The organism is Actinomadura sp. NEAU-AAG7 (genome assembly GCF_018603865.1).
In the GTDB taxonomy this organism is placed as follows: domain Bacteria; phylum Actinomycetota; class Actinomycetes; order Streptosporangiales; family Streptosporangiaceae; genus Spirillospora; species Spirillospora litoris.
This window is the reverse complement of the sequence record NZ_JAHFZY010000001.1, coordinates 1162021-1183733: the sequence shown is the minus strand read 5'-3', so window position 1 is coordinate 1183733 and position 21713 is coordinate 1162021. Positions and strand designations below refer to the sequence as shown.

The window sequence follows — 21713 nt, the reverse complement described above, 5'->3', positions numbered from 1 at the left end:
CTTCTTGCTTCGCTTCTAGCTCGGGGTCTTCTCCCGCACGTCCGTCTTACTCGCCTCGCTCAGAGCCGCCCCACCGTCTTCCTACACGGGCTCCCTACAACGTCGCATGACGGCGCCTTCATGCCCGCGGGTCCCGTGGGTCCGTCCAGCGATCACCGCTCCGCCCGGTGGAGCGGACGCGCCTCCCGGCGCCCCTTCGCGCCTCCGACAGGATGACATGCCGCCGGGCCGAGCGCGGACCGGGCAGCCACCGTACGGTGTCGCGACCCCGGCGGACCACGTAATAATGGTCGCAATGGTGGAGTACACCTACCTCGTTCTGTCCCTGCCGCGCGGCACGACGCGTGATACCGCCCGGCAGATCTTGACCGAGCACGCGGAACGCGGCGGCTGGGAGATCGATCGGTTGCGGCTCTACCCCGACGGTAGCCGCCGTATTCAACTGCGCCGCAAGGTCATCCGCCAGGTTCGCACGTTCTGAGCACCGCTCCGACGGGGCGCCCGACCCCTGTTCCGGCGCGTCGGCGCAGGTCGGCGGCCGGTGGCCGGCGGTCTGAATGGCCGGACGTTTCGCCCGCGCGGGGCGCGGTCCGTTCGATACTCGGCACGGTTTCGCGGGCACGGGCACGCATCGTCTGAACCCCCGGCCCCGGATCTGGACCGGTGCCGAATTTTGTACCGGTTCACCTCGATTCACTCCGGTTCGCCTTTCCCGCATCCGTAACCGGACGACCGTGGTGTGACGTTCACTCCGCGGACCACATGCGTCATGTCCGTCACGTCGGACACGTCCGAAGAGTCGCGCTACGTACCAATCCTATGACGTGGCGTAATCATAATCGCTGGAGACAGGGCTTTGCCCGCCCCGGACCGCGCCTCCGGGACGGGCAAAGCGTTCTCGACCCCCTGTCGGGCCGCTGCGCCGCTACGCGGCTGAGTGCTGTGGATGGGAGGAACGGCCAGGTCAGCGGCCGTCCGTCCGGGTCAGTGGCGACCGCCCAGCTTGATCCGGCGGGTCAGCGCCAGCGCACCGGAAACGGCCGCGAGCAGGGTCGCCGCGCCGAGCACCCACATCGAGCCGGCCTCGGCGTCCGCGATGATCGGCTTCTCCGCCGCGACGGTCCGCACCGGGCCGATCTCGTGGTCCACCTCGGGGGCGTGCACGTCGGCGGTGACCGGCGGCTTGGACAGGCCGGGGACCTCCCCGCCCACGCCCGTCAGGTCGAGGCCGGACCCGTCGATGCCGGGGCCGCCGTGGCCGCGCGCGGACGACGGCGCGGGCACGACAGGCTTACCGGGCAGCGTCATCCCGCTGGCCACCCCGGGCACGCGCGCCGCGCCGGTCACCACGCGCAGGTCGAGCGGCTGCGAGGGGGCGGGGTCCCCGACGCGCTTCACCCCGAGGCCCTCCACAAGGTCCTCCAGGCCGGGGACGCCGCCGAGGGGGCCGCCGGCGGACGTCGTCGCGGCGACCTCGCCGCGGCGCAGCGCCTCACCGTCCAGCACGGACGCGGCCCCGGACAGGAGTTCCTCGCCCGGCCCGCCCTCCTCCGGGCCCCCTTCCTCGTCCATGTGCCGCATACCGGGCATCCCCCCGGCCTCCGGGAACCCCTTGGGCAGCCCCTTGCCCTTCGGAAGCCCCTTCCCCTTGGGCAGACCGTCGGCCTTGGGCAGACCGCCGGCCTTCGGCAGTCCGCCCCCGGTCGGCGCGATCGACATGGGAGCGGGGGTCCAGGGGCCGGGCTCACCGCCCTTCCGCAGCACGTCCGTCCTGGCCAGGGTCTTCGCTCCCGGCAGCGTGTAGATCACGGCCGCGTTGTTCGTCCGCAGCAGCTCGGTCGCCGGCTGCGGCAGGCCGACCTCTCCCGGCGAGGGAATCCGGGACGGGACGGCGGGCGGCTTGGCCGCGGTGACGGGCCGGGGCGCGCCCGCGGCGGACCCGCCCGTCCCCGACATCCGGTAGTAGGGGTGGTAACCGCCGTGGCCGCCCGTGCACTGCGGGTCGGAGTCGCCGACGACGGCGGCCGCGTCGCCGCACACGTCGACCGGGTTGGTGGACGGCACGTTCTCCTGGTTGCCGCCGCCCACGCTCGACCCGCCCGACGACTGGCCGCCGGAGCCGTGCGAGCCCGTGACCAGCGTCTGCCCGGTGCAGGTCGCGGCGGCGGCGCCGACGGCGGCCGCCGCGTCGCCGCAGACCTCGACCGGCGTGCCGACCGGCGTGTTCCCCTGGTTGCCCGCGACGATCCCGGCCACGCCCGAGGTCTGCTGGTCACCGCCCGAGCTGCTGCGCACATGCGCGCCGCCCTCGCAGAACGCGCCCGCCTCGCCGAGCACCGCCCCCGCGTCCCCGCAGGCCGTGACCGGAAGGCTGATGGGGGCGTCGGCCTGGTTGCCCCCGACGACGCTGAGGTCGCCGTTGGTCAGCTGGCTGCCGGACAGGTGCCCGCCGTTGCGGACGGACGCGCCGCCCTCGCACCCCGCGAGGGCGTTGCCGACCGCGTTGCCGCAGACGTCCACGGGAACGCTGATGGGGACGTTCAGCTGGTTCCCGCCGACGGCGCTGGAGACGCCGGAGGAGGTCTGCCCGGCGCCGGTGGCGCCGCCGTTCTTGACCAGGGCGCCGCCCTCGCAGCCCGCGACCGCGGTCCCCGCGACCGCCACGGCGTTGCCGCAGGCGTCCACCGGCGCCGAGACCGGCGCGTTGACCTGGTTGCCCGCGACCACACCGCCCGCGCCGCTGGTGACCTGGCCGCCGTCGCCGTCGCCGCTGACCCTGGCCCCGTTGACGCAGCTCGCGTGCGCGTCACCGAGGACCCCGACCCCGTTGCCGCAGGCGTTCACCGGCGCGGAGACCGGCGCGTTCACCTGGTTGCCGGAGGCGACGCCGCCCGCGCCGGACGTCCGCTGCCCGCCGCTGCCGCCGCTGCCGGTCACCGACGAGCCGCCCCTGGAGGTGCCGGTCGCCGTGCCGGCCGCGGCCACGGCGTTGCCGCTGGCGTCGACCGGCGCCGAGATCGGCAGGTTGACCTGGTTTCCGGAGAGAACGCCGCCGTCGCCGTTCGTGACGTCGGCGAAGGCATTGGCGGGAAAGGCCGTCGCACCGAGAGCGACGAAACTCGCGGTGAGCGCTACTGCACGCGAGGTGCCTTTTGCCCACGTTCGCATGATGCTCCGTTCGGGGAGTTGTTGATGGGAATGACGAGACACGCGTGCCACAACGGGCACACCGGTCTCAGAAAGGGGAAGGAAAGACCGCGCCGAAGGCACGACCGGCGCCCGGACTGTGGACGGGCGCGGGACCGGTGGCTAGTCGGGCGCGAAGGAGGGCTCGTCCGCCGCTGTGCGGACGGGCGGGGGCACCGGACCGAAGACGAGCGCGATCGCCGCCGGTGGACGCGCCGGAACCCACGAGGAGACGGCCGGAACCACGGCCGATCCCCCGATCACGGAAAGCCCGCCCGCCCTCGTGTCGCTCCGGACGGGCATCGGGACGGGCGCCGGACGCACGTCCGGGGCCTGAACGTGAGAATGCCGCTGCTGCTGTTGGTGCCGCACGACGCCGACCCGGCGCACCAAGGCACGCTCGACCCGGACGGCACGCGAGGGCGCACTCGGCCGCCGCACCTGCACGGCACTCTGAGCCGCGGGCGCCGCGGGACGCACCACACGCCGCGGGATCTCAACGGGCGCCAGGACCTCCGGCACCTTTTCAACAGGCACCACGTCGGGCACGGCCGGACGCGGCGCCACCACCTCGGGCAGCTCGGGCCTCTGGTCCAGAACGCGCTTCAACTCGGGATGCGCGTTCTGGACCACCTCGACCGGCGGCGGCAACTCCTCGGCGTGCGCGGACTGCGCACAGCCGCCGAGGAGCCAACCCGCGAACAGCAGACCGCCCAAGACGAGCAACGCCCGGAGGACGCGGCGCAGCCATGCCTCGTCGTCCGCCACCGGTCGCCCTCTCTACGGCCAAACCATCCCCTACAGATGGTAACCATAGCACCACACAACGGCAATGCGCGAGAAATTCAGGACCGATCGATAAACCGGTCGAGAACCCGCGCGCCGAACCGGAGTCCGTCCACCGGGACGCGCTCGTCGACCCCATGGAACATTCCGGAAAAGTCCAACTCTGGGGGAAGTCGGAGCGGCGCGAAACCGAAGCACCGCATGCCCAGCCGGGCGAAGGACTTCGCGTCCGTCCCGCCGCTCAGGCAGTACGGGACCGGCAGCGCCCCCGGGTCCTCCGAGGTCAGCGCCGCCTCCATCGCCGCCACGAGCGCCCCCTCGTAGTCGGTCTCGACGGCCCGGTCGTGATGGACGAAATCGCGCTGGACATCCGGACCGAGAAGTTCGTCCACAGTCGCGAAGAATTCCGCCTCATATCCGGGCAGGAACCGCCCGTCCACCTGGGCCGTGGCGCTCTGCGGAATGACGTTGGTCTTGTACCCCGCGTCCAGCCGCGTCGGATTCAGCGTCTGCCGCAGCGTCGCCCCGATCATCCGCGCCATCGGCCCGAGCTTCTCCAGGCACTCCTCCGGCCGCTCCGGGTCGAACTCCAGCCCGTACGCCATGCACGCCCGCTCCAGGAACGCCCGCACGGTCTTGGTCAGCTGCACCGGGAACTCATGCTCCCCCAGCCGCGCCACAGCCGCCGCGACGGCCGTCACGGCGTTGTCGGGATGCACCATCGACCCGTGCCCGGCCGTCCCCTTGGCGGTCAGGTTCATCCAGGCGAGGCCCTTCTCCGCCGTCTCGATGAGGTACATCCGCCGGTCCCCCGGCACGGTCACGCTGAACCCGCCGACCTCCCCCACGGCCTCCGTGCACCCCTCGAACAGCTCAGGATGCCGCTCCACCAACCACTGCGCGCCCCACTTCCCCCCGGCCTCCTCGTCCGCCAGGAAGGCCACCACCACGTCCCGCGGCGGCCGGCGCCCCTCCCTGAGCCGCTGCCGCACCACCGCGAGGATCATCGCGTCCATGTCCTTCATGTCGACGGCCCCGCGCCCCCAGACGCACCCGTCCGCGATCTCACCCCCGAACGGATCCCGCGTCCAGTCCTCCTTGCGCGCGGGAACCACGTCCAGGTGCCCGTGCAGCAGCAGCGCGTCCCGCCCCGGATCCTCCCCCTCGATCCGCGCCACCAGGCTGGCCCGCCCCGGATGCGACTCGAAGATCTGCGACTCCAGCCCCACCTCCGCGAGCCTCTCGGCGACGTACTCCGCCGCCACCCTCTCCCCGGGCCCCGAATGATCTCCCGGATTACTGGTGTCGATCCGGATCAGCTCCTGGCAGAGCCGGACGACCTCGTCCTCAGCGGTCGGCTGGTGGGCCACAGTCATCACCTTCGCGCCTAGCGTCCTCCCGGTACGCCCACCATGGTGCCCCGTCGATCCACTTCGCCGCGACTCGGGACCTTTGGTATGGTGAAGCCCGCCGCGGCCCCAGGCCACGGCCTGCGACCGGTCCGGGTGGCGGAATAGGCAGACGCGCTAGCTTGAGGTGCTAGTGCCCTTTACGGGGCATGGGGGTTCAAGTCCCCCCTCGGACACATTTTTGTACATGATCGCCCGGTTCCGCCCGGGCGATTACTGTTTTTCGGGGCAGGGTCGTAGGTGAGGGAGAGCCCGAGGTTCCGGTAGATCTGGACCTTGTCCGCAGGGTCGGCGGTGCGCAGAACCTTGAGCAGGTCGCCGAACGTGGTGGTGAGGGTCACGATCTCCTCCTTGGTGAGGCGGTGGGGCCGCTCTCCGGTGATCTCGCGGAGCCTGGCCTGGTGGACGGCGCGTTGGGCCTGGATCTCGGTGATCCAGCCGGACACGACGGCCGGGTCACGCCACTACAGCGGCAGCCCTCGCCACCGTCCGAAGTCGATCTTGATCTCGCTGACGGCCACAGGGAGCCTTCGAACAGCGGAGAGGATGTCGGTTAGCCCGACGCGGAGAAAGCGAAATCGCCACAGATGGCGGTGATGACTTCTGCTTCGGCAAGATCACCGAAACGGCTATCGTAGCTGCGGGAGCTGCTCTTCCTCGCCCTGTCCCGCTTCGAGCTTCGGCCTTGGTTGGTGGCGGCTTCCACGATGGGCTCGACTCCGAACGATCTCTCGCACTCGAGTGGCGGCCTCGACGGGATCTTCATGCTCCCATACTCGTACCACCATCCAGCCGGCTTCGGATAGCTTCCGCTCGGTCTCTCTGTCCCGTTCACGATTGCGCTCTATCTTGGCGGACCAGAACTCGCTATTGCGCTTGGCGGGGCGATGATGTTCAGGGCAACCATGCCAGAAGCAGCCATCGGAGAAGACTGCGACCTTCGCGCCAACGAACACCAAGTCGGCAGTCCGTCGAATCTCCGGGATGGGACGCCGGTCGATGCGGTATCGAAGTCCAAGCGAATGGACAGCCGACCTCAACGCGAGTTCCGGCTTGGTATCCCGGCTGCGATTACCGCGCATCACCGAACGAACTGCAGGCGAACTCGCCCAGGATTCCGTCGGCTCTGGTGTCTCTTTGAGAAGTCCCTTGGCCGCTGCCATCTTCCATGCTTGCGCCAAGTTCTTCGCCCGTGTTTCTTGGTCTACCTCGCCAACGTACACCTCAGGCGAGCGTCCCTTATCTGACCAGCGAAGATAGGCTCGTATACGCCGGTTCTTGCGCGGCAACCGCAACGCGATTGACGCGCACGCGATACGCCCATCATCAAGATCAACCATGCGGCGCTCACGGCCACCCGCCGCGCGATCCTGCTCCGCGGTCCGCGCGGCCCTGTTTTGCCCTGGTCGCCCCTTCCAAGCCCTGTCAGGCGGCGGCTTATCCTTCCAGCGTCCGGGGTCAGCGCTTTCGAGAGCGGTCACTGCTGGGCCTCTGCCTCGTCGAGTGCTTGGGCCACCGCCTTAGCGAAGACCTCGCCAAGCAGGACGGGCACCGCGTTGCCGAGTTGCCTCATCTGCTCACCGCGGGGCCCCTCGAGCTTCCACGTGTCGGGGAAGGTCATGACGCGTGCCGTCTCGCGGACCGACATGTAGCGGTGAGTCCCGTCGTCACGCAACATGACGGACTCACCTCCAGGTACCCCGTGGACACCGGCCTTGACGGTCTTGGCGGGACGGTCGAGCACGTTGGGGGTGTGCCCATCATAGATCCGGGCGCCGGGCCAGCCAATATGCTCTGTTACACCACGGACCTTGCGAGGTTCACGGTTCAGCTGCTCATCTTTGATGTCTGGAAGCTTTGGTTCATTCTCGAAGTTGCCGGCGATCGCGTCACGTAGGGTTCTCCACGGCTTGAGGCCGTCGGGAACTAGAACCTCAGGGGGGAGATCCGCTATGACTTTCTCTCGAACCTTCTTCCTGACTTTATGACGTTCCCAGTACTCTCCATTGGTCATGGAATGTATGAGGGCGTCGTTCGAGTGAGTCTCCGAGACAAGTTTTTCAAATTTTTCAAGGTCGACACCGAGGTCGGCCCGAAAGGCCACAATGATGATTCTGTGCCTAATCTGCGGTACACCGTAATCCGCCGCGTTCACGGGCTTCATAAAGACCTGGTAACGTCGGCGCGAATCGGAGGAACCGTCTTCGATACGCCGCCGCAAGATCGCGTCATGCTCTTGCCAGGCAGCACTCTCGCTGCGCTCCTCGAAGGGTAGTCGCATCTCTCGGAGAATGTATTCAAAGTATGGCTTGAAGGAAGGGCGCAGCAACCCTCGAACATTTTCACATATAACAGCTTTGGGTTCCATTTCGCGGATAGCTCGAAACATCTCAGGGAACATGTTTCGTTCATCCTCGTCACCTTTGGCTACGCCGCCAAGGCTAAACGGTTGACATGGGGGGCCGCCAGCCAGAATGTCAACTTTATCCTTCAGGTGGTCAAAATCGACCTTGCGAATGTCGCCGGGCTTGAGCGGGCAAGGCTGACCGGGTTCGGGGATGTTCGGGACTTGTCCCTCGTCTAGCAGTTTGGCCCCGTTTGCTTGAAGCGTCTCACAGGCCCGCTTGGCGAACTCGTTGAACAGGAGCGGCCGGAAGCCCGCTCGCTTGACCGCCTGGGCCAGCCCCCCGCCCCCAGCAAACAACTCCACGCTCGTGCGGTCGTTGCCTGCCCCCTGCTCCTGTTCAGACATGGCGAAAGCATACCGCGGAGTTGTGGATCTTGGGACCCGTCCGTCGAAGAATTTTCAGGTCATACCGCTCCACCGACAGCAGCGCGCGCCGGGCCGCCACGAGCGTTGTGGACAACGCGGCGCGCCTCCCCGTCTCCGGGAGTCAGCCCGCCTCGTCTTCAGCGACTTCCCCGTGCTCCGCGTCGAGAACATTGCCTTCCGTCGCTTCCTCGGGGTCAGGCTGCGCGCTAGCCGTGTCTCCGCGAGCGTCCACCCAGTCGTTCGGGCCGATGTCGACACCGAGCGCGGCGTTCTCGGCGATGAACGCGTCCACCCTGTAGACACGGAGGCGCTGGTCGCTCGCCCCCTTCTTCGCGGGAGACCAGATCATGTTCGCGCGCCGCCAACGCACCGCTCGAACTCGAGCCTCGCGCTGCGGATCCTCTTCCGGCAGAAGAGAGATCGCGATCCCGTCGCGGATACGATCTTCCATCTCCGCGCGGGTGAAGCGCCGGTTGCAGGTCCGGTTGGCCGCGCGAGGCCGTCCAGGATGAATCGTGTCCCAGATGGATCGAGCGTTGGTTCGTGCGGTTCCGGATGGGTTCGCGCCGAACCCGGGTATGAGCGTGTTCCAGAGAACGGGAGAGTACGCGCGGAGAAGCGCTCGCTCGCCGAGGACGATCCACACGTCGTCGAGGGGCAGGATTCGCACGTCGAAGTCGGTCAAGTTGAGGTTCCCCCCGCAGTCCTCTGCCGACGCCTCTTCGAGGCTCACCCGGTGCTTGCCGACGATCCGGTCGTACAGGGCAGGCTTCGCCTCGTCAGGAGGATCGCCATAGCTGCTGTTCCCTGCTTCGGCCTTGCCGACGTACACCGGAACGTCGCCGTCCTTCAACCGCTCGTAGAGTGGGAGAGACCCCGTGTAGTAGAGCGCGTACAAACCGGCTCCAGGGAACGAAGGAAGAGACTTCAAGGGGATCCGAGGTTGGTCGTCCAACGCCTCTCGAAGATTCCGACTCAGTTGATCCAAGCTCAGTGGATCGAATTTGTCGCCGATCTCCTTGGGACGCGCGGGAGTGAAGTTGCGGCTGATCCGAGAAGGCATAATCAGAGGCTATCGCGAAATCTCTGACAGAAATCAATCTCTGAGTCAACCCGCCTCTGTCCGCCTCCAGCGCGATGAGCAGCCCCTGACCTAAGGTGATGTGAGCTAGTTCGTCACCTCGCCAGGCGATCGCCACCTCGCCAGGCGAAGGGCCCGAGCGAAGGGCCTCCGCGGGAGCGTCGAGCGAGAGGGGCGGCTGGAGCGATTCACCTCTAACACAATTCGCACAAATATGCAAGAACAACTGCAACCTCGTCGGTCCCACCGCATATCATCGGTCCCACCTCGATCCCGATGCTTGGGCGTGCCACCCCTTGGCACCGCCAAGGGGTGGCACGCCCAGCCGAGGATCAGAGACAGGAGGGCCGTTGAAGATCACACCGTCCTCCCGCATCCTCCGGATGTTGGGAGAGATTGAGTTCGATGAGTGGCAGTGCGTCGCCGAGTTGGTGGACAACTCCCTGGATGACTTTACCGAGATCGTACGCTCGGGAGTGCCTTGGGCCGGGGGCTTCAAGATCAGTGTCGCACTGCCCAGTCCCGGAGCCAAGCCCTCTGACGCCGTCGTGAAGGTCACGGACACCGGGCGCGGCATGAGCTACGAACGGTTGGAGCAATCCGTCCGGGCCGGGTGGTCCAGCAACGATCGATTCGACAAGCTCGGTCTCTTCGGCATGGGCTTCAACGTCAGCACCGCTCGTTTGGGGCGCCGCACACGAGTTCTGACCACCCGGCCAGGGGACGATCAGTGGATCGGCGTGGAGATCGACCTCGACCGTATCGGGGATGATTTCGAGGCCAGCGACATCACTGAGCCAAAGACGGACCCCAACGAGCACGGGACTCGTATCGAGATCAGCGGCCTTCATCCCGAACGCGCTGACTGGCTTCGGCGCAACGCGAGCAACCTCCGTGACACGCTGGGGCGCACCTACTCATGGATCCTCGACAACCAGCCCTTCGAACTCTGGGTGCAGGGACAGCGAGTCAGGCCACGGCGCCACTGCCGGTGGGGTGACGACCGGCACGTGATCTACGGCAGCGGCGCCTCCTCACAGAAGATCCCTGCCTACATCCCCATCGATGAGACCTTCGAACCAGCGGAAGCCTGCGCCAATTGTGGAAACTGGCAGACGCCTGACAAGGGAACGTGCGACCAGTGCGGTGGCGACCGCCTCACTCTGCGTGAGCGCCGGATCCATGGCTGGCTTGGTGTCCAGCGCCATTTGGACAAGCGCGAATTCGGTATTGATTTCCTACGCAACGGCCGCAAGATCCTCCAATGGGACAAGCGGCTGTTCGACTGGAAGAACCCCAATGACCCACTCGGCGCTGTGGACACCGAGTATCCGATCGAGCTAGCCAACCAAGGAGGCCGGTTGATTGGAGAGATCCACCTCGATCACGTGCCGGTCACTTACCAGAAGAACGCGTTCGAGTACAGCGACCGCGGCTGGCGTGCCGCCGTGGACTTCTTGCGGGGGGTCGGTCCTCTTCAACCCGAGAAGGCCAAGAGACTGGGCTACCCAGAGAACACAAGCCCGCTCGGGCTCCTCTTCAAGGGATACCGGAGGAACGCGGCGGGCATGCGTTGCCTCGTCCCAGGTGACGGGACCCGGCCGATCCATGACTTGACCCGCCGCTGGGCGCAACTCTTCCATCGAGGAGACTCTGAGTTTCAGAGTGATCAACGGTGGTGGGAAGCCGTGGTCAATCACGAGGAGCAGAGCAAGAGGGCCAAGCTCGCGAAGGTCGAGGGGGTTTCCCAGAACAGGCCTGATGAGCTCGCCGTGCTGGAAGCACTCGGTGTCAACTCCGACGGCGCTCCCGATGTAGCGAGCGACTCGGCTCTAGTTCCGCCCAAGGCCGTGGCGGCATCACCCAAGCCCTCGAAGGAGACCACCCAGGAACGAATCGAGCGTTACCACGCCGACTCCATAATCGTTCCCGAGCTGACCCGGGACTTCGGAATCCCGCGGGTCGGTGACCTTGTCGTCGAGACCCGCAGGCTCAGGACGCTCAGCCTCCGCGACGACAACGGACAACCCACACCCGCGCTCCTGGTCCAAGGACCCGGCGGCACGGCGACTGCTTTCCTGGACCCCGCCCACGACGTTTTCGCGAAGCTGGGAGTCGACGCGGCCGAACTACTGGTAGTGGAGATCGCCGCAATTCTCAAGGTCAAGGCTGATAGTGACCTCACCTACGCCCAGTTGGTCTCGTCACTCCGGGCCCACAGCCTGCCCGACTCGGCGCTGCGTATGGATGTGGTCTTCAGGCAAGCTCGGGAGTTGCTAACCGACGTCCGCAGGATGATGGCCGCCAGGATCGAACCCGATCCCGGGCGAGCCTTCCAACACCTGTCCCCCGACGAACTGACGGCCACAGAGAACGAGATGATCGCGAACGGTCAGGTCATGCTCACTCAGAAGCTTGGGGAGACTGGGGAGTTCCTGCTGTACGCTCCGCCTCTCTTCACGGTGAAGTTGTTGGAGGAGTGGCCTGAGGCATTCATGGACGGGAAGGTCTTCGCCGGCCCGTACGCCTCGCTCTCCTCCCCTTCGGCGCGGCGGCTCAGCCTGGCGAGGTTGTCTGGCTACCTCAACGACATCGCGACGTTGGTGAGCTTCACTGTTGACCTCGGTCCGCAGCAGCTTCAGCGGACCAGGCTCAGTATCCAGCTACTCGCCGACGAACTCGTGGCGGAAGCATGACGGGTGGGCTCCTCTCGGCCGAGGCTCTCCTGGAAGGAGGGCCTCGCGGACTACCGCGCGCGGTCGAGCGCGCACTGTGGCACCTGGGTTTCGTCGACGTGCGTGTAGTGGATGGCCCCGGTGACGGTGGCGCTGACCTGCTGGCGGTGCGCAGCCGTGAGCAGTGGGTCTTCCAATGCAAATGGTCCGCGAACCGGCCAATAGATCGCGAAGGTGTGGACGACCTTGAGCGAGCCCACACTCGCTATGGCGCCGACAGGTCGGTGCTGGTCACCAACACGGGACTCACGAGATCAGCCGAAGAGCGCCGACGCGCGCTCGAAACGGTTGGCATCAAGATCTCGGTATGGGACGGCCCCACGCTGGGGGCGATCTGGGAGCGCATGCCCGATCGGGTACCCGAGCAGTATGAGTTGCGTGGCTACCAACTCTCGGCGGCCGAGGCGATCCTGGCCGACCTGAACGGCACCGGCAGGGCCCTGCTGGTACTGGCCACCGGGTTGGGCAAGACCGTTGTCGGCGGAGCGGTTATCCGTCGGTACCTCGAAACGGATCCGAAGCTACCAATCCTCGTGGTCGCGCACACCAAGGAACTAGTAGAGCAGCTGGAACGGGCACTGTGGCGACATCTGAGCAAGGCCATTCCGACACGCCTTCTCACAGGCGACAACAAGCCACCCTCGTACGATGGCGTCCTAGTCGGCACGGTCGAGTCGGTCCTTGGCGTGGTCCGCGCGGGCTGGCGCCCGAGTCTCATCATGGTCGATGAGACCCATCACGTCAGCGAGAACGGAAGGTTCGCGGATCTGCTAGATCTGTGTGGCGACGCGGCCCAGTTCGGAGTGACCGCGACCCCGTGGCGTGGCGACAAGTTCGATATCACGGCACGTTTCGGCCCAGCGAGCTTCATGATGGGTATCGCCGAAGGGATGGCCGCTGGATACCTTTCCGCAGTCGACTACAGGCTCTTCGTCGACAACCTCGACTGGGAGACGGTCCGGCAGACGAGTCAGCATGGATACTCGATCAAGGAACTCAACCGAGCCCTGTTCCTGCCTCAGCGCGACGAAGAGATCGTCGAGCAGTTCCGGGAGACGTGGCGACAGACCCCGGACCCACGGGCCATCCTGTTCTGCCAGACCATCGAGCACGCGGAGCGGATCGCTACGTTGCTGTCCTTGTCGGACACCGCGTGGCACCGGGCGTCCTTCCTGCATAGCGGGCTGCCAAGACAACGGCGCCAGATCCTGCTGAACGAGTTCCGGCTCGGCCGAGTGCCGATCATCACCTGTGTCGACGTCTTTAACGAGGGAGTCGACGTCCCCGACGTCAACCTGATCGCTTTCCTACGCGTCACTCATAGCAGACGGATTTTCGTACAGCAGCTCGGACGTGGCCTACGGCTGAGCCCAGGCAAGAAGGCGCTCAAGGTATTGGACTTCGTGACGGACATCCGCCGAGTCGCCGCCACGCTGGACCTCAAGCGCTCACTCGAAGCCACCGAGGCCGAGCATCTCCGGCTCCGACTTCCGTCTGGGTCCCGTATCGAGTTCAACGACGAGACTGCGGGCACCCTCCTCGACCACTGGATCCAGGACGCCGCAAGCCTGGAAACCGCGGCCGACGAAGTACGGCTTCAATTCCCCCCACCCCTCTAGGAACCCTCCTGTGACAATCAACCAGCGACTTCAGGGCAAGATCGTTCGACGTCTTTTTCAAGAGGCTGAGGAGATCGACTGGATCTACCTTCCTGACCAGAGGCGGACCGAGACGTACAACCAGTGGGTGCAGAACCCTGAGATCGGAGGGAGGCTGACAGAGTTCATGCCCGCCGAACAAGCGAGGGTTTGGATCAAAGACGGCCCCATGAAGGAGTTCGCCCGCGCCAGATTCGGTGTGGGGACCTACGCTCAGTACATATCCAACCCCACCGCTGGCGCCAACCAACTGGTTCGGAGCGCTCTCGGCGAAGACTGGGAAGCGGACATAGAGACCAGGAAAATCAAGCCTCTTCGACTCCGTGTCTACAAGGGCGAGGAGGAAGTCGTGTTCACATGGGCTCCCTTCAAAGACTTCAAACACCTCGTCTGGGCTGCGATCAAAGCCAAAGCCGAGGGCAATGAGATGCCCTGGGTCTTGTGCGCACTAGGCTCCTTCGAGAACCCGATCCCCGAAGATATGAAGGCATTTCACCGTCGCGTTGCCCAACAGTGCCAGGTACGAGTGGTTCACGTGGAAGGGGTCTGAATGCCGGCGTTCCAGAACCGACTGTTCGTCGACGGTCACTGGTTGTCGACGGCATGGGCGGCTCTGGACGATCGGGCTCGAGACATGCTGGCACGCCGTCGCGGCAATCAGACCCTTGAGGCGATCGGGCGCGCTCACTTTGTCACTCGTGAGCGCGCCCGTCAGATCATCCGTACGGCCAGTGAGGCCTTGGTCACAACCGCCCGCGAGGTCGAGGAAGGCTGGCGCGAGCAGATCGACGAGTTGTTCCTTGACGCGCCTGCCGTGCCGGACACCGCACTCCGAGAAATCTTCCCCGACCCGGAGGGAACGGCCCGTTACACACTTCTGCGGGCTCTCGGCTTCGAGAGCCCGCGTACTTGGGCGGGCGCACTTCAGGGGTTCTGGACCCGTCTGCCCGGTGAGCTAGACAAGCTCTTTCATGACCTAGCGAAGAACGGCCCGTACCGGTCGGCCGAACTCCGTTTCCGCGCCGTCGTCCTTGGCATCCCGGACGCCGTACCGATCGAGTCAGTCGCTTCCCACGAGAAGAGTCCCCTGACACGTGCCGAGCAGGGCGTGTGGGTAAGGCGCGGAGCACGCTCCCGCGATACCGCATACCTCTGGCTGGCGGAGGAAGGCGCCCCGCGTTTCCTCGACGAGATCGTGGCCGCGCTCGGAGAGGAGCATCGAGCCGTACGGGAGTCCCTACGGAGGGACGATCGGTTCCGCCAGATCCGTCCCGAGGGAACGTGGGCGTTAAAGGAGTGGCCGCTCAACGGTGTCGGCGAATACCGCACCACTCTTGAGGTAGTACTCGCGGTGCTCGCCGAACTCGGCCCGATACCTAAGGCCCGTCTCATCACCGAGACTCGGCGACGCTACCCCGTAGGTTATAACCGCGTCGCGCAGTGTCTGCTCAGCGACCGTGTGGGGATCACCGCCAACGGCATGTGGGATCTCGTCGAACGTGGCGCCACGCCCGTGGAGGAGAGTGAGCCCAGGCGCCCTGACCACGTTGTCGTTGACCTGTCCGGGAAGGTCCTGGGCTTCAGGATCCCTGTGGATAAGGACCTGCTCCGTGGTAGCAGTGTGGTCATACATCGCTGGGTCACTTGGCACTTGGGGCTGCGCCAGGCCCCAATGTCCCGGACGTTCAACCTCATCGGGACTTCCGGCGATCTGACGGTGACGCGCAATACCAGCGCCGCGCAGGTCTCCAGTCTGCGGGCCCACGTCGAGTCCATGGGCTTGGCCGAAGGGTGCGAACTGGCAGTGGTGCTTCGGCTGGAGGAAGGCTCGGCTCGACTCGAACACGCCTGCGCCCGCGAAACCTGTCCAACTCAACGGCACCTCCAAGAAGCGTGATCCCGGGCTCCCGCGGGAGCGACGCGCAGCACCCAAGTCCCATGAGATTCACAGGTAGCGCAACCTTCATCAATTTCGCAAGCACCCCTTTGCCCTCTAGATCAACAGGAGTACCTTTGCTTTCAAGCTATATCAAGGAGGCCGCTATGTAACCGGAGTGAGCATCAGATGTCACCAGGATCGCCGTCTTCCCGAGAGATAGAGGCGTTCTATTAAGCCTGCACCTAAAGCGGTTGCCGCAGAAATTTTCGCTGTGGCTCGAGCGTGTTGACGTGCGGGTTCAATGCTCCCGCTCACAGGGCGCACGGTTAAGGACAGTCATGGATAATTCGCGCACGTAATCCATGGCACGGGGAAATCCGTTCCACTTCCATCTAGTTCATCCCGGGCCAGGGCGTAACCATAATTCGATGTGCTTGCACACCGGGTTTATTTTCCCATGCAGGTCGGGAGGAAGGGGAACGACCCCTTCCTCCCGACCTGCATGGGAACGCTCGGCCCTCGATCCAACGCTCGGCTCACCACCTTCAGTGAACGCATGGCCTTGATGTCAGAGGCCAGCGCAGCGAGGGGCGGTCCTCCGCGGCGAACGGAGGACCGCCGGACAGTCCAACCACCCCACCGGTTCGTATCAGGAGGTCAGACCACCAATGAATGTGCCTTCCAGCCCGGGAGGAAGTCAAACCCCGCCTGAGAAGCCCCCGCGTCATCCCCGCAGGTGGAGGCGGATATCCGCCATGATCGGGGGTGCCAGCGCACTGACACTCGCCACCTACCTCTATCCTCCGTCAGCCGCCCCGATCGCCGTCTGGCTCGGGGCGTGGGAAAGCTTCTACCGGCTCTCGCGTCGTCCACCGCGGGACTCAGACAACGACAAGTAGCCCTGTTCAGGACCTCGCTGCCGCCCGGCCACTGCGCGACGGAGGCGGCAGCGAGGTGACCGCATCCCTCTTCACCGCGGTGAGGACGTGCTTCGCCGTGAGGCGCCCCAGGGCAAACTTCGCGGAGGCGGTCGTGGCGGCGGGCCTGGTGTGGATCGCCCCCCTTCTCGCCGGGGACGTCAGGGACGACGCGGTCGTCCACGTGACCGCGGAGGACGGGGAACTGAAGGTCCGACGGAACGCCCGGATGCGGCCGCTGCCACCGGCCCCTGGCCTGGATCGCCGAGGCCGACGACACCACCTTCACCGAGGTCGTCGAAGGTGCCCCACCGCCGGTGGTGGCCGACTTCTGGGCCCTGTGGTGCGCCCCGTGCCTGCGCATCAGCCCCGCCCTCGAACGCATCGCCGCGGATCTGGCGGGCAGAATCGTCAAGATCAACGTCGATGACGCGGCGGGACTGTCCGGAAGGTTCGATGTCCGGCACGTTCCCACCCTGATGGTCTTCCACCGCGGCGAACCGGTGGCCCGGCTGCCCGCCGGGGCACCGGCCGACCAGATCCGCGACTGGGTGACGGAGAAGGTCACCGAGAACGAACGGCGGGGCACGCCCCGATCATGAGGTGCGGTGCTTCCTCTGCTGTTCCAGGCGGCTGCGTTGACGGACCCCGTACGCGGTGTCGCGCACGGCCGACTCGTCCTCCAACCCCGACCCGAGCGCACCACCGGCCATGCCCATGGACGTGGTGAGCCAGGCGATCGACAGGTAGAAGCCCCATTCGGCCCCGTGGTCGAGGCTGGACGCAAGCGCCTCGCCGGTCAGCACCACCGGCACCAGCACGATCGTCAGCGCGAAGACGGCCCCGTAAAGGCACAGCACGCCGATCAGCAACGTGGCCAGGGTGACGGCGTTGTACAGCCTGGCACGCTGGCGACTGATGACGTCGTCCGGGCGTTCCCACAGTTCGTGGTCGATGATGAGCCACGCCAGCAGGGCCGCGACCGCCAGTACCGCCAGCACCGCCTGCCGGATCGGGCCGAGCGTGTCGGTGATCTTCCAGACGGTGACGTTGACGACCGCGAACGCCGCGGTCGCCAGCACCCCGGCCAGCGCCTTCGACAAGCCGGTGAACAGCCGCCAGGGGCGGTTCGCCCGGATCATGCCGGACAGCAGCCGGAGCCGGCCCAGCAGCCCCGGTGTCACGAACCGCTGCTCAGACCGCTCTTCGGGATCGGCCCGGTGGACGGTGTACTCCCGCGCGAACCTCGGCGGCGTCCCGTCATGGACCAGTGCGACCAGATCCACCACACCGCGGCGGGCCCGGCCCGGCCGATGGGACCAGCCGAGAGCGGGCAGCGACAACAGGGCGACCTTCGCGGGCCTGCTCACCTCCGCCAGAATCGGCTGGGTCCTGTAACGACGCGGCAGATCGGTCACGAACACCGCGACGTCGTAGTCTCCACCCGGGAACTGGTCGGCCAGGACGTCCGCCAGGTGCTCCGCCTCCACCTGCTCGTCGGCCGACAAGGTGCCGGGACCGGCGTCGACCTCCCATTGCACCGGCGCCGCCGAACGCTTCCGCATCTCGTCGGGCAGTGTCTCGGCGATCTGACGGACGATTTCCAACGGCAGCCCGGGATCAGCGCGAAGCACCACGCGCACCACGTTTTGGTCGGCCAACCCGCTGCTCCTCCCGATGCGACAGTCGGGGGCCCTACCCGGAAGAGGTACCTGAAACCCCGCCGTGGCCACCGTGCTCCGGCCTCCTCCGACCGGGCCCTCGTCACCCCTGGCCGATCCCGGTGACCAGACTGATGGCGACCGCCAATATCCCGGTGCCGAAGGCATACGCCAGCAGGGCGTGCCCCAAGACGGTTCGGCGGATCCGGGTGTCGGCGGGCTGGCTCTCGGAAACCGCGGACGCCATTCCGACGGTGAAGGCCATATAGGCGAAGTCGCTGTAGGAGGGAGGCGCGGTCTGCATGAAATCGATGCCTCCGTCGGCGTCCTCGTAGTAGAGGCGGGCGTACCGGAACGCGAACACGGTGTTCACGAGCGCCCAGGACAGCACGACGGCAAGGACGACGAGAATGACCGCCGTAACCGAGAGCGCGTCCTGACGCCCCGCGAAGCGAATCTGGGCGTGGGCCTCGATGGCCAGACTGGCCACCGAGGCCAGGAGCACCGCCGCGTCGGTCGAGCGGGCGTCGCCCTCCGCCTCGGCCAGCAGCTTGGTGTCGTCCGGCCCCTGCGGCCAACTGAGCCACCACACCCATGTCAGGATCGTGCCGGTGGCCAGGACCCACCCGACCAGCAGGCTCACCTCGGCGGCCCCGAGCACGGCGGCCGCGGCACCGCCGACGACACCCGCTCCCAGCGACAGCCCCAGCCTGCGGACCGACAGGAAGCGCCTCGGAGGTCCGGTCCCGTTCTCCTCGACGGACGGGTCGAGTGCGTCGCCCAACTCGCCTCCCCAATGGTCAAAGGCTCCGAGGTCTCGGGTGTCGGCTTGGTGAGCTCAGCCGGTTCCGGCGAGGTGCCTGTGCGCCATCTGAACCGCCATGGCGCCTTCCCCGACGGCCGAGGCGACCCTCTTCACCGACCCGCTCCGGACATCACCGGCCGCGAACACCCCCCTCCAACTCGTCTCCAGCGGTGTGCCCGGCCCCGTCCGCACGAATCCGCGCTCGTCCAACTCCAGGTGCCTGGCGAGCCATCCGGTATGCGGCACCGCACCGATGAACACGAACAACGCCCGCGCGGGAACCGTCTCACGTTCTCCGGTGCGGTTGTCCTCGGTGACCACCGCGCGCAGCGTTCCGTCTCCGTGCGCTTCCCGGACAATGGTGTGCCGCCGTACTTCGATCGTCTCGGCGCGTTCTATCTGCTCCACCAGGTACAGCGACATTTTGGCGCTCAACTCACCACCACGAAGCAGCAACGTGACCCTCGACCCGTGTCGGGCGAGGAACAGCGCGGCCTGTCCGGCCGAATTGCCGCCCCCCACCACCACGACCGGTCCGGGACGGCATGCCTGCGCCTCGATCACGGTGGCGGCGTAGAAGACGCTCGTTCCCTCGAACCGTTGCAGGCACGGCACGTCCAGCCGCCGATAGCGCGCACCGGTGGCGATGATGAGGCAGCGGGCGCGCACCGGCTCCCCGTCCGCCAACCTCACCACCAACAGCCCATCTCGCCGCTCCAGACTCATCGCCTCCGCGGGGACTCTGACACGTGCTCCGAACCGATCGGCCTGAAGGGTCGCGCGGTCGGTCAGATCGGCGCCCGCGATCCCGGCGGGGAAGCCGAGATAGTTCTCGATCCGCGGCGATGTGCCCGCCTGCCCGCCCGTGGCCACCGCGTCCACGACCACGGTCGTCAACCCGTCCGAGGCGCCGTAGACCGCGGCCGCGAGACCGGCCGGCCCCGCACCCACCACCAGTAGATCGGTGTCCGGCGGCGAGGCCGGCGTGGTCAGCCCGATGACCTGGGCCAGTTCGGCGTTGCTGGGATTACGCAACACCCGTTCCGATCCCCACACCACCACCGGTGCGTCCTGCGGAGCGATCCCGAAATGGCGCAGCAGCGTTTCGGCGGACGGGTCGTCCTCCAGATCGATCCATCGGTGCGGCAACCGGTTGCGAGCCGCGAACTCCAGCAGCCGCCGGCTGTCAGCGGAGAATCGGGATCCCACGATGCGCAACCCGGTGCCGCTGCCGAGCAGCATGGACCGCCGGATCACATACGCGCGCAAGATGAGATCACCGAGAGGCGGGTCGCAGGCGATCAGCTCGCGCAGCCCGTCGACCGGCACCGCGAGCAACTCTCCCGCCTCATCGACCACGGCGTTCACGAACGAACGCTGCCCGGTCAGCAACCCCAGCTCGCCGAGAAAACGCCGCGGGCCATGGACCGTGACCATGCCCGGCCGCCCGCCGTCCCGATCGCCAGGTTGCTCACCGGCCTCGTCAGCGGGCCGGTCGACGACGGCGATCTTGCCGGTCAAGATCACCAAGAAGCCCGGCCAGGACTCTCCCGTCCGGCACAGCACATCGCCGACGCGGGTGCGCTGATGGACACCGCCGTACTCCGAAAGCCGGTCGATCTGTGCGTCGTTGAGCCTGGGGAACGCCCCGTTCACATCCGGTGTCTCCTCCACAGCGCCCTCCTCCGCAGGCATCCGACTCAGCCGACCGGACGACCCGGCGACCCCTTGTCCCCTGCCCGCCCTCGGGCAACTTGCCCCTCGGCACAGCCGAAGACCTTCAACCGGCACCGGCCCGTCCGAACGGCGACCCACCCCGCCCGGCAGCCGGGTGAAGATCTGATTCGGCCCGGCTACCGGTGACGGCACCGGCGAGCGAGGCCCATCCCCGCCATCCTTCGGGGCCGCCCTAACCGTCTTGAGCGCGGACCTGAACGAGGGACCGGCCGTACGGTAGGGTGCGCCTCCTTCTGCCGTTCCACGCTCCTCGCCCAGGCTCCGGTCACCGTGGCACGCCCACATCCCTCAATCGAGCAGGTCCTGACAACCCCGTGCACTGCGCAGCGCGGCGCCCGAGCGACCCTGTCCCGAACTGCTGGACGCACTCCCCGTCGGAGCGATCGACCTCGGGCGCGTTCCTGAACCGGTGCTGCGGCGGCTGCTGGATGTGTTCCGACTACGCATGCGGTACGACCGGACGGTCGATCTCGTGGAGTGTGAAGTCACCATCACGTCCGAAATCGCGGGCACCCAGCATGACGCGGCATGCGGCGATCGGTACCGGCGCACGGTGAGACCTGTGACGTAGTGTTACAATCTGTTCGCATCCAGGCACGACGGTCCTCGATAACTTCGGGCCCAGATGCGGGTTGCTTCGCATGCGGGCCCGGACTGTCCCGACGAGTGCGGTACGACCGGCTGGTCCCCCACCGTGATGCGCTGGACGTCGCCGATCGGGACGGCGGGCGCCATGTGCAAATGGTTGTGATCGCCCCGGCTTCCATTAGCTGTTTCTGCGGGTAGTAGGTCATCTTGAGCCCGAGCTTGGCGTAGAGCTCGGCCTTGTCGACCGGGTGAGCGCGGATGACCGCGCGGACGAGTTCGCCGGTCTGGTGCAATGCCTTCGCCACCCCGTCGCTTGCGACCACCTGACCTGTCGAGATGGCGCGCAGTTCGCCCTCCAGTTGTGCGCTTTCCTGTTCGGTTTCGTTGGTTGGCGGCCTGTTCTCGATGTCGGTGAGCTGTGCGGTCATCGCTTCGATGCGGGTCGGTGGGATGGCTGTCACGAGTCAGGTGTCGAAGCTCCGTTGGAGGTCTGTCCCA

General features: G+C 66.6%; 17 protein-coding genes and 1 tRNA gene. 7 read left to right on the top strand and 11 right to left on the bottom strand.

Going from position 1 to position 21713, the window contains the following annotated elements:
* The first annotated feature begins 295 nt into the window (after positions 1 to 295).
* Positions 296 to 481, top strand: a complete 186-nt coding sequence (locus KLI87_RS05455) for a DUF5703 family protein (RefSeq protein WP_156214564.1) — start codon at positions 296 to 298, stop codon at positions 479 to 481.
* A 503-nt stretch (positions 482 to 984) separates the two neighbouring features.
* Here KLI87_RS05455 and KLI87_RS05450 read toward each other — a convergent pair.
* The 3 genes from KLI87_RS05450 to KLI87_RS05440 all read right to left on the bottom strand — a co-directional run bounded on the left by KLI87_RS05450 (position 985) and on the right by KLI87_RS05440 (position 5342).
* Positions 985 to 3168 (bottom strand): chaplin, encoded by a 2184-nt coding sequence (locus KLI87_RS05450; RefSeq protein ID WP_214616057.1) that lies wholly within the window; start codon positions 3166 to 3168, stop codon positions 985 to 987.
* Between the two features lie 141 nt (positions 3169 to 3309).
* Positions 3310 to 3954, bottom strand: coding sequence for a hypothetical protein (locus tag KLI87_RS05445; protein WP_214616056.1), 645 nt, complete (start codon positions 3952 to 3954; stop codon positions 3310 to 3312).
* A gap of 77 nt (positions 3955 to 4031) precedes the next feature.
* The gene (locus KLI87_RS05440; protein ID WP_308165856.1) at positions 4032 to 5342 is read right to left on the bottom strand and encodes a M20/M25/M40 family metallo-hydrolase; all 1311 of its coding nucleotides are present in this window, start codon (positions 5340 to 5342) and stop codon (positions 4032 to 4034) included.
* A 129-nt stretch (positions 5343 to 5471) separates the two neighbouring features.
* Between KLI87_RS05440 and KLI87_RS05435 the strand changes: the two genes are divergently transcribed.
* Positions 5472 to 5557: transfer RNA gene (locus KLI87_RS05435), tRNA-Leu, on the top strand.
* On the opposite strand, the gene KLI87_RS05430 is transcribed toward KLI87_RS05435, so the two are convergent.
* The 4 genes from KLI87_RS05430 to KLI87_RS05415 form a co-directional block, all read right to left on the bottom strand.
* Positions 5522 to 5827 carry a hypothetical protein gene (locus KLI87_RS05430; protein WP_214616055.1) on the bottom strand — a complete coding sequence of 102 codons (306 nt, stop codon included), beginning with the start codon at positions 5825 to 5827 and terminating at the stop codon, positions 5522 to 5524. The two genes, KLI87_RS05435 and KLI87_RS05430, sit on opposite strands and share 36 nt — an antisense overlap.
* 183 nt (positions 5828 to 6010) lie before the next feature.
* Entirely contained in the window at positions 6011 to 6721 is a 711-nt protein-coding gene (locus KLI87_RS05425; protein WP_308165855.1) for a very short patch repair endonuclease, read from the bottom strand.
* A 137-nt stretch (positions 6722 to 6858) separates the two neighbouring features.
* Positions 6859 to 8133 (bottom strand): DNA cytosine methyltransferase, encoded by a 1275-nt coding sequence (locus KLI87_RS05420; protein ID WP_214616054.1) that lies wholly within the window; start codon positions 8131 to 8133, stop codon positions 6859 to 6861.
* A gap of 142 nt (positions 8134 to 8275) precedes the next feature.
* Complete coding sequence (locus tag KLI87_RS05415; RefSeq protein WP_284734053.1) at positions 8276 to 9217, bottom strand: Eco29kI family restriction endonuclease; 942 nt, start codon at positions 9215 to 9217, stop codon at positions 8276 to 8278.
* 368 nt (positions 9218 to 9585) lie between these two features.
* On the opposite strand from KLI87_RS05415, the gene KLI87_RS05410 reads away from it, so the two are divergent.
* The 5 genes from KLI87_RS05410 (at position 9586) to KLI87_RS05390 (ending at position 17026) form a co-directional block, all read left to right on the top strand.
* Entirely contained in the window at positions 9586 to 11931 is a 2346-nt protein-coding gene (locus KLI87_RS05410) for an ATP-binding protein (RefSeq protein WP_214616052.1), read from the top strand.
* On the top strand, positions 11928 to 13589 hold the full coding sequence (locus tag KLI87_RS05405) for a DEAD/DEAH box helicase family protein (RefSeq protein ID WP_214616051.1): 1662 nt from the start codon (positions 11928 to 11930) through the stop codon (positions 13587 to 13589). Before KLI87_RS05410 ends, KLI87_RS05405 begins: the two co-directional genes overlap by 4 nt.
* 10 nt (positions 13590 to 13599) lie before the next feature.
* Positions 13600 to 14178, top strand: a complete 579-nt coding sequence (locus KLI87_RS05400; RefSeq protein ID WP_214616050.1) for a hypothetical protein — start codon at positions 13600 to 13602, stop codon at positions 14176 to 14178.
* The gene (locus tag KLI87_RS05395; protein ID WP_214616049.1) at positions 14179 to 15525 is read left to right on the top strand and encodes a sigma factor-like helix-turn-helix DNA-binding protein; all 1347 of its coding nucleotides are present in this window, start codon (positions 14179 to 14181) and stop codon (positions 15523 to 15525) included.
* 1150 nt (positions 15526 to 16675) lie between these two features.
* Positions 16676 to 17026 (top strand): co-chaperone YbbN, encoded by a 351-nt coding sequence (locus KLI87_RS05390; protein ID WP_214616623.1) that lies wholly within the window; start codon positions 16676 to 16678, stop codon positions 17024 to 17026.
* On the opposite strand, the gene KLI87_RS05385 is transcribed toward KLI87_RS05390, so the two are convergent.
* The 4 genes from KLI87_RS05385 to KLI87_RS05370 all read right to left on the bottom strand — a co-directional run bounded on the left by KLI87_RS05385 (position 17021) and on the right by KLI87_RS05370 (position 21643).
* Complete coding sequence (locus KLI87_RS05385; protein WP_214616048.1) at positions 17021 to 18085, bottom strand: hypothetical protein; 1065 nt, start codon at positions 18083 to 18085, stop codon at positions 17021 to 17023. The two genes, KLI87_RS05390 and KLI87_RS05385, sit on opposite strands and share 6 nt — an antisense overlap.
* A 103-nt stretch (positions 18086 to 18188) precedes the next feature.
* Positions 18189 to 18869, bottom strand: a complete 681-nt coding sequence (locus KLI87_RS05380; RefSeq protein ID WP_214616047.1) for a DUF1345 domain-containing protein — start codon at positions 18867 to 18869, stop codon at positions 18189 to 18191.
* A gap of 54 nt (positions 18870 to 18923) precedes the next feature.
* Positions 18924 to 20564 carry an FAD-dependent oxidoreductase gene (locus tag KLI87_RS05375; RefSeq protein WP_308165854.1) on the bottom strand — a complete coding sequence of 547 codons (1641 nt, stop codon included), beginning with the start codon at positions 20562 to 20564 and terminating at the stop codon, positions 18924 to 18926.
* Positions 20565 to 21118: 554 nt separating this feature from the next.
* Complete coding sequence (locus KLI87_RS05370) at positions 21119 to 21643, bottom strand: hypothetical protein (protein ID WP_214616045.1); 525 nt, start codon at positions 21641 to 21643, stop codon at positions 21119 to 21121.
* Positions 21644 to 21713: the final 70 nt, after the last annotated feature.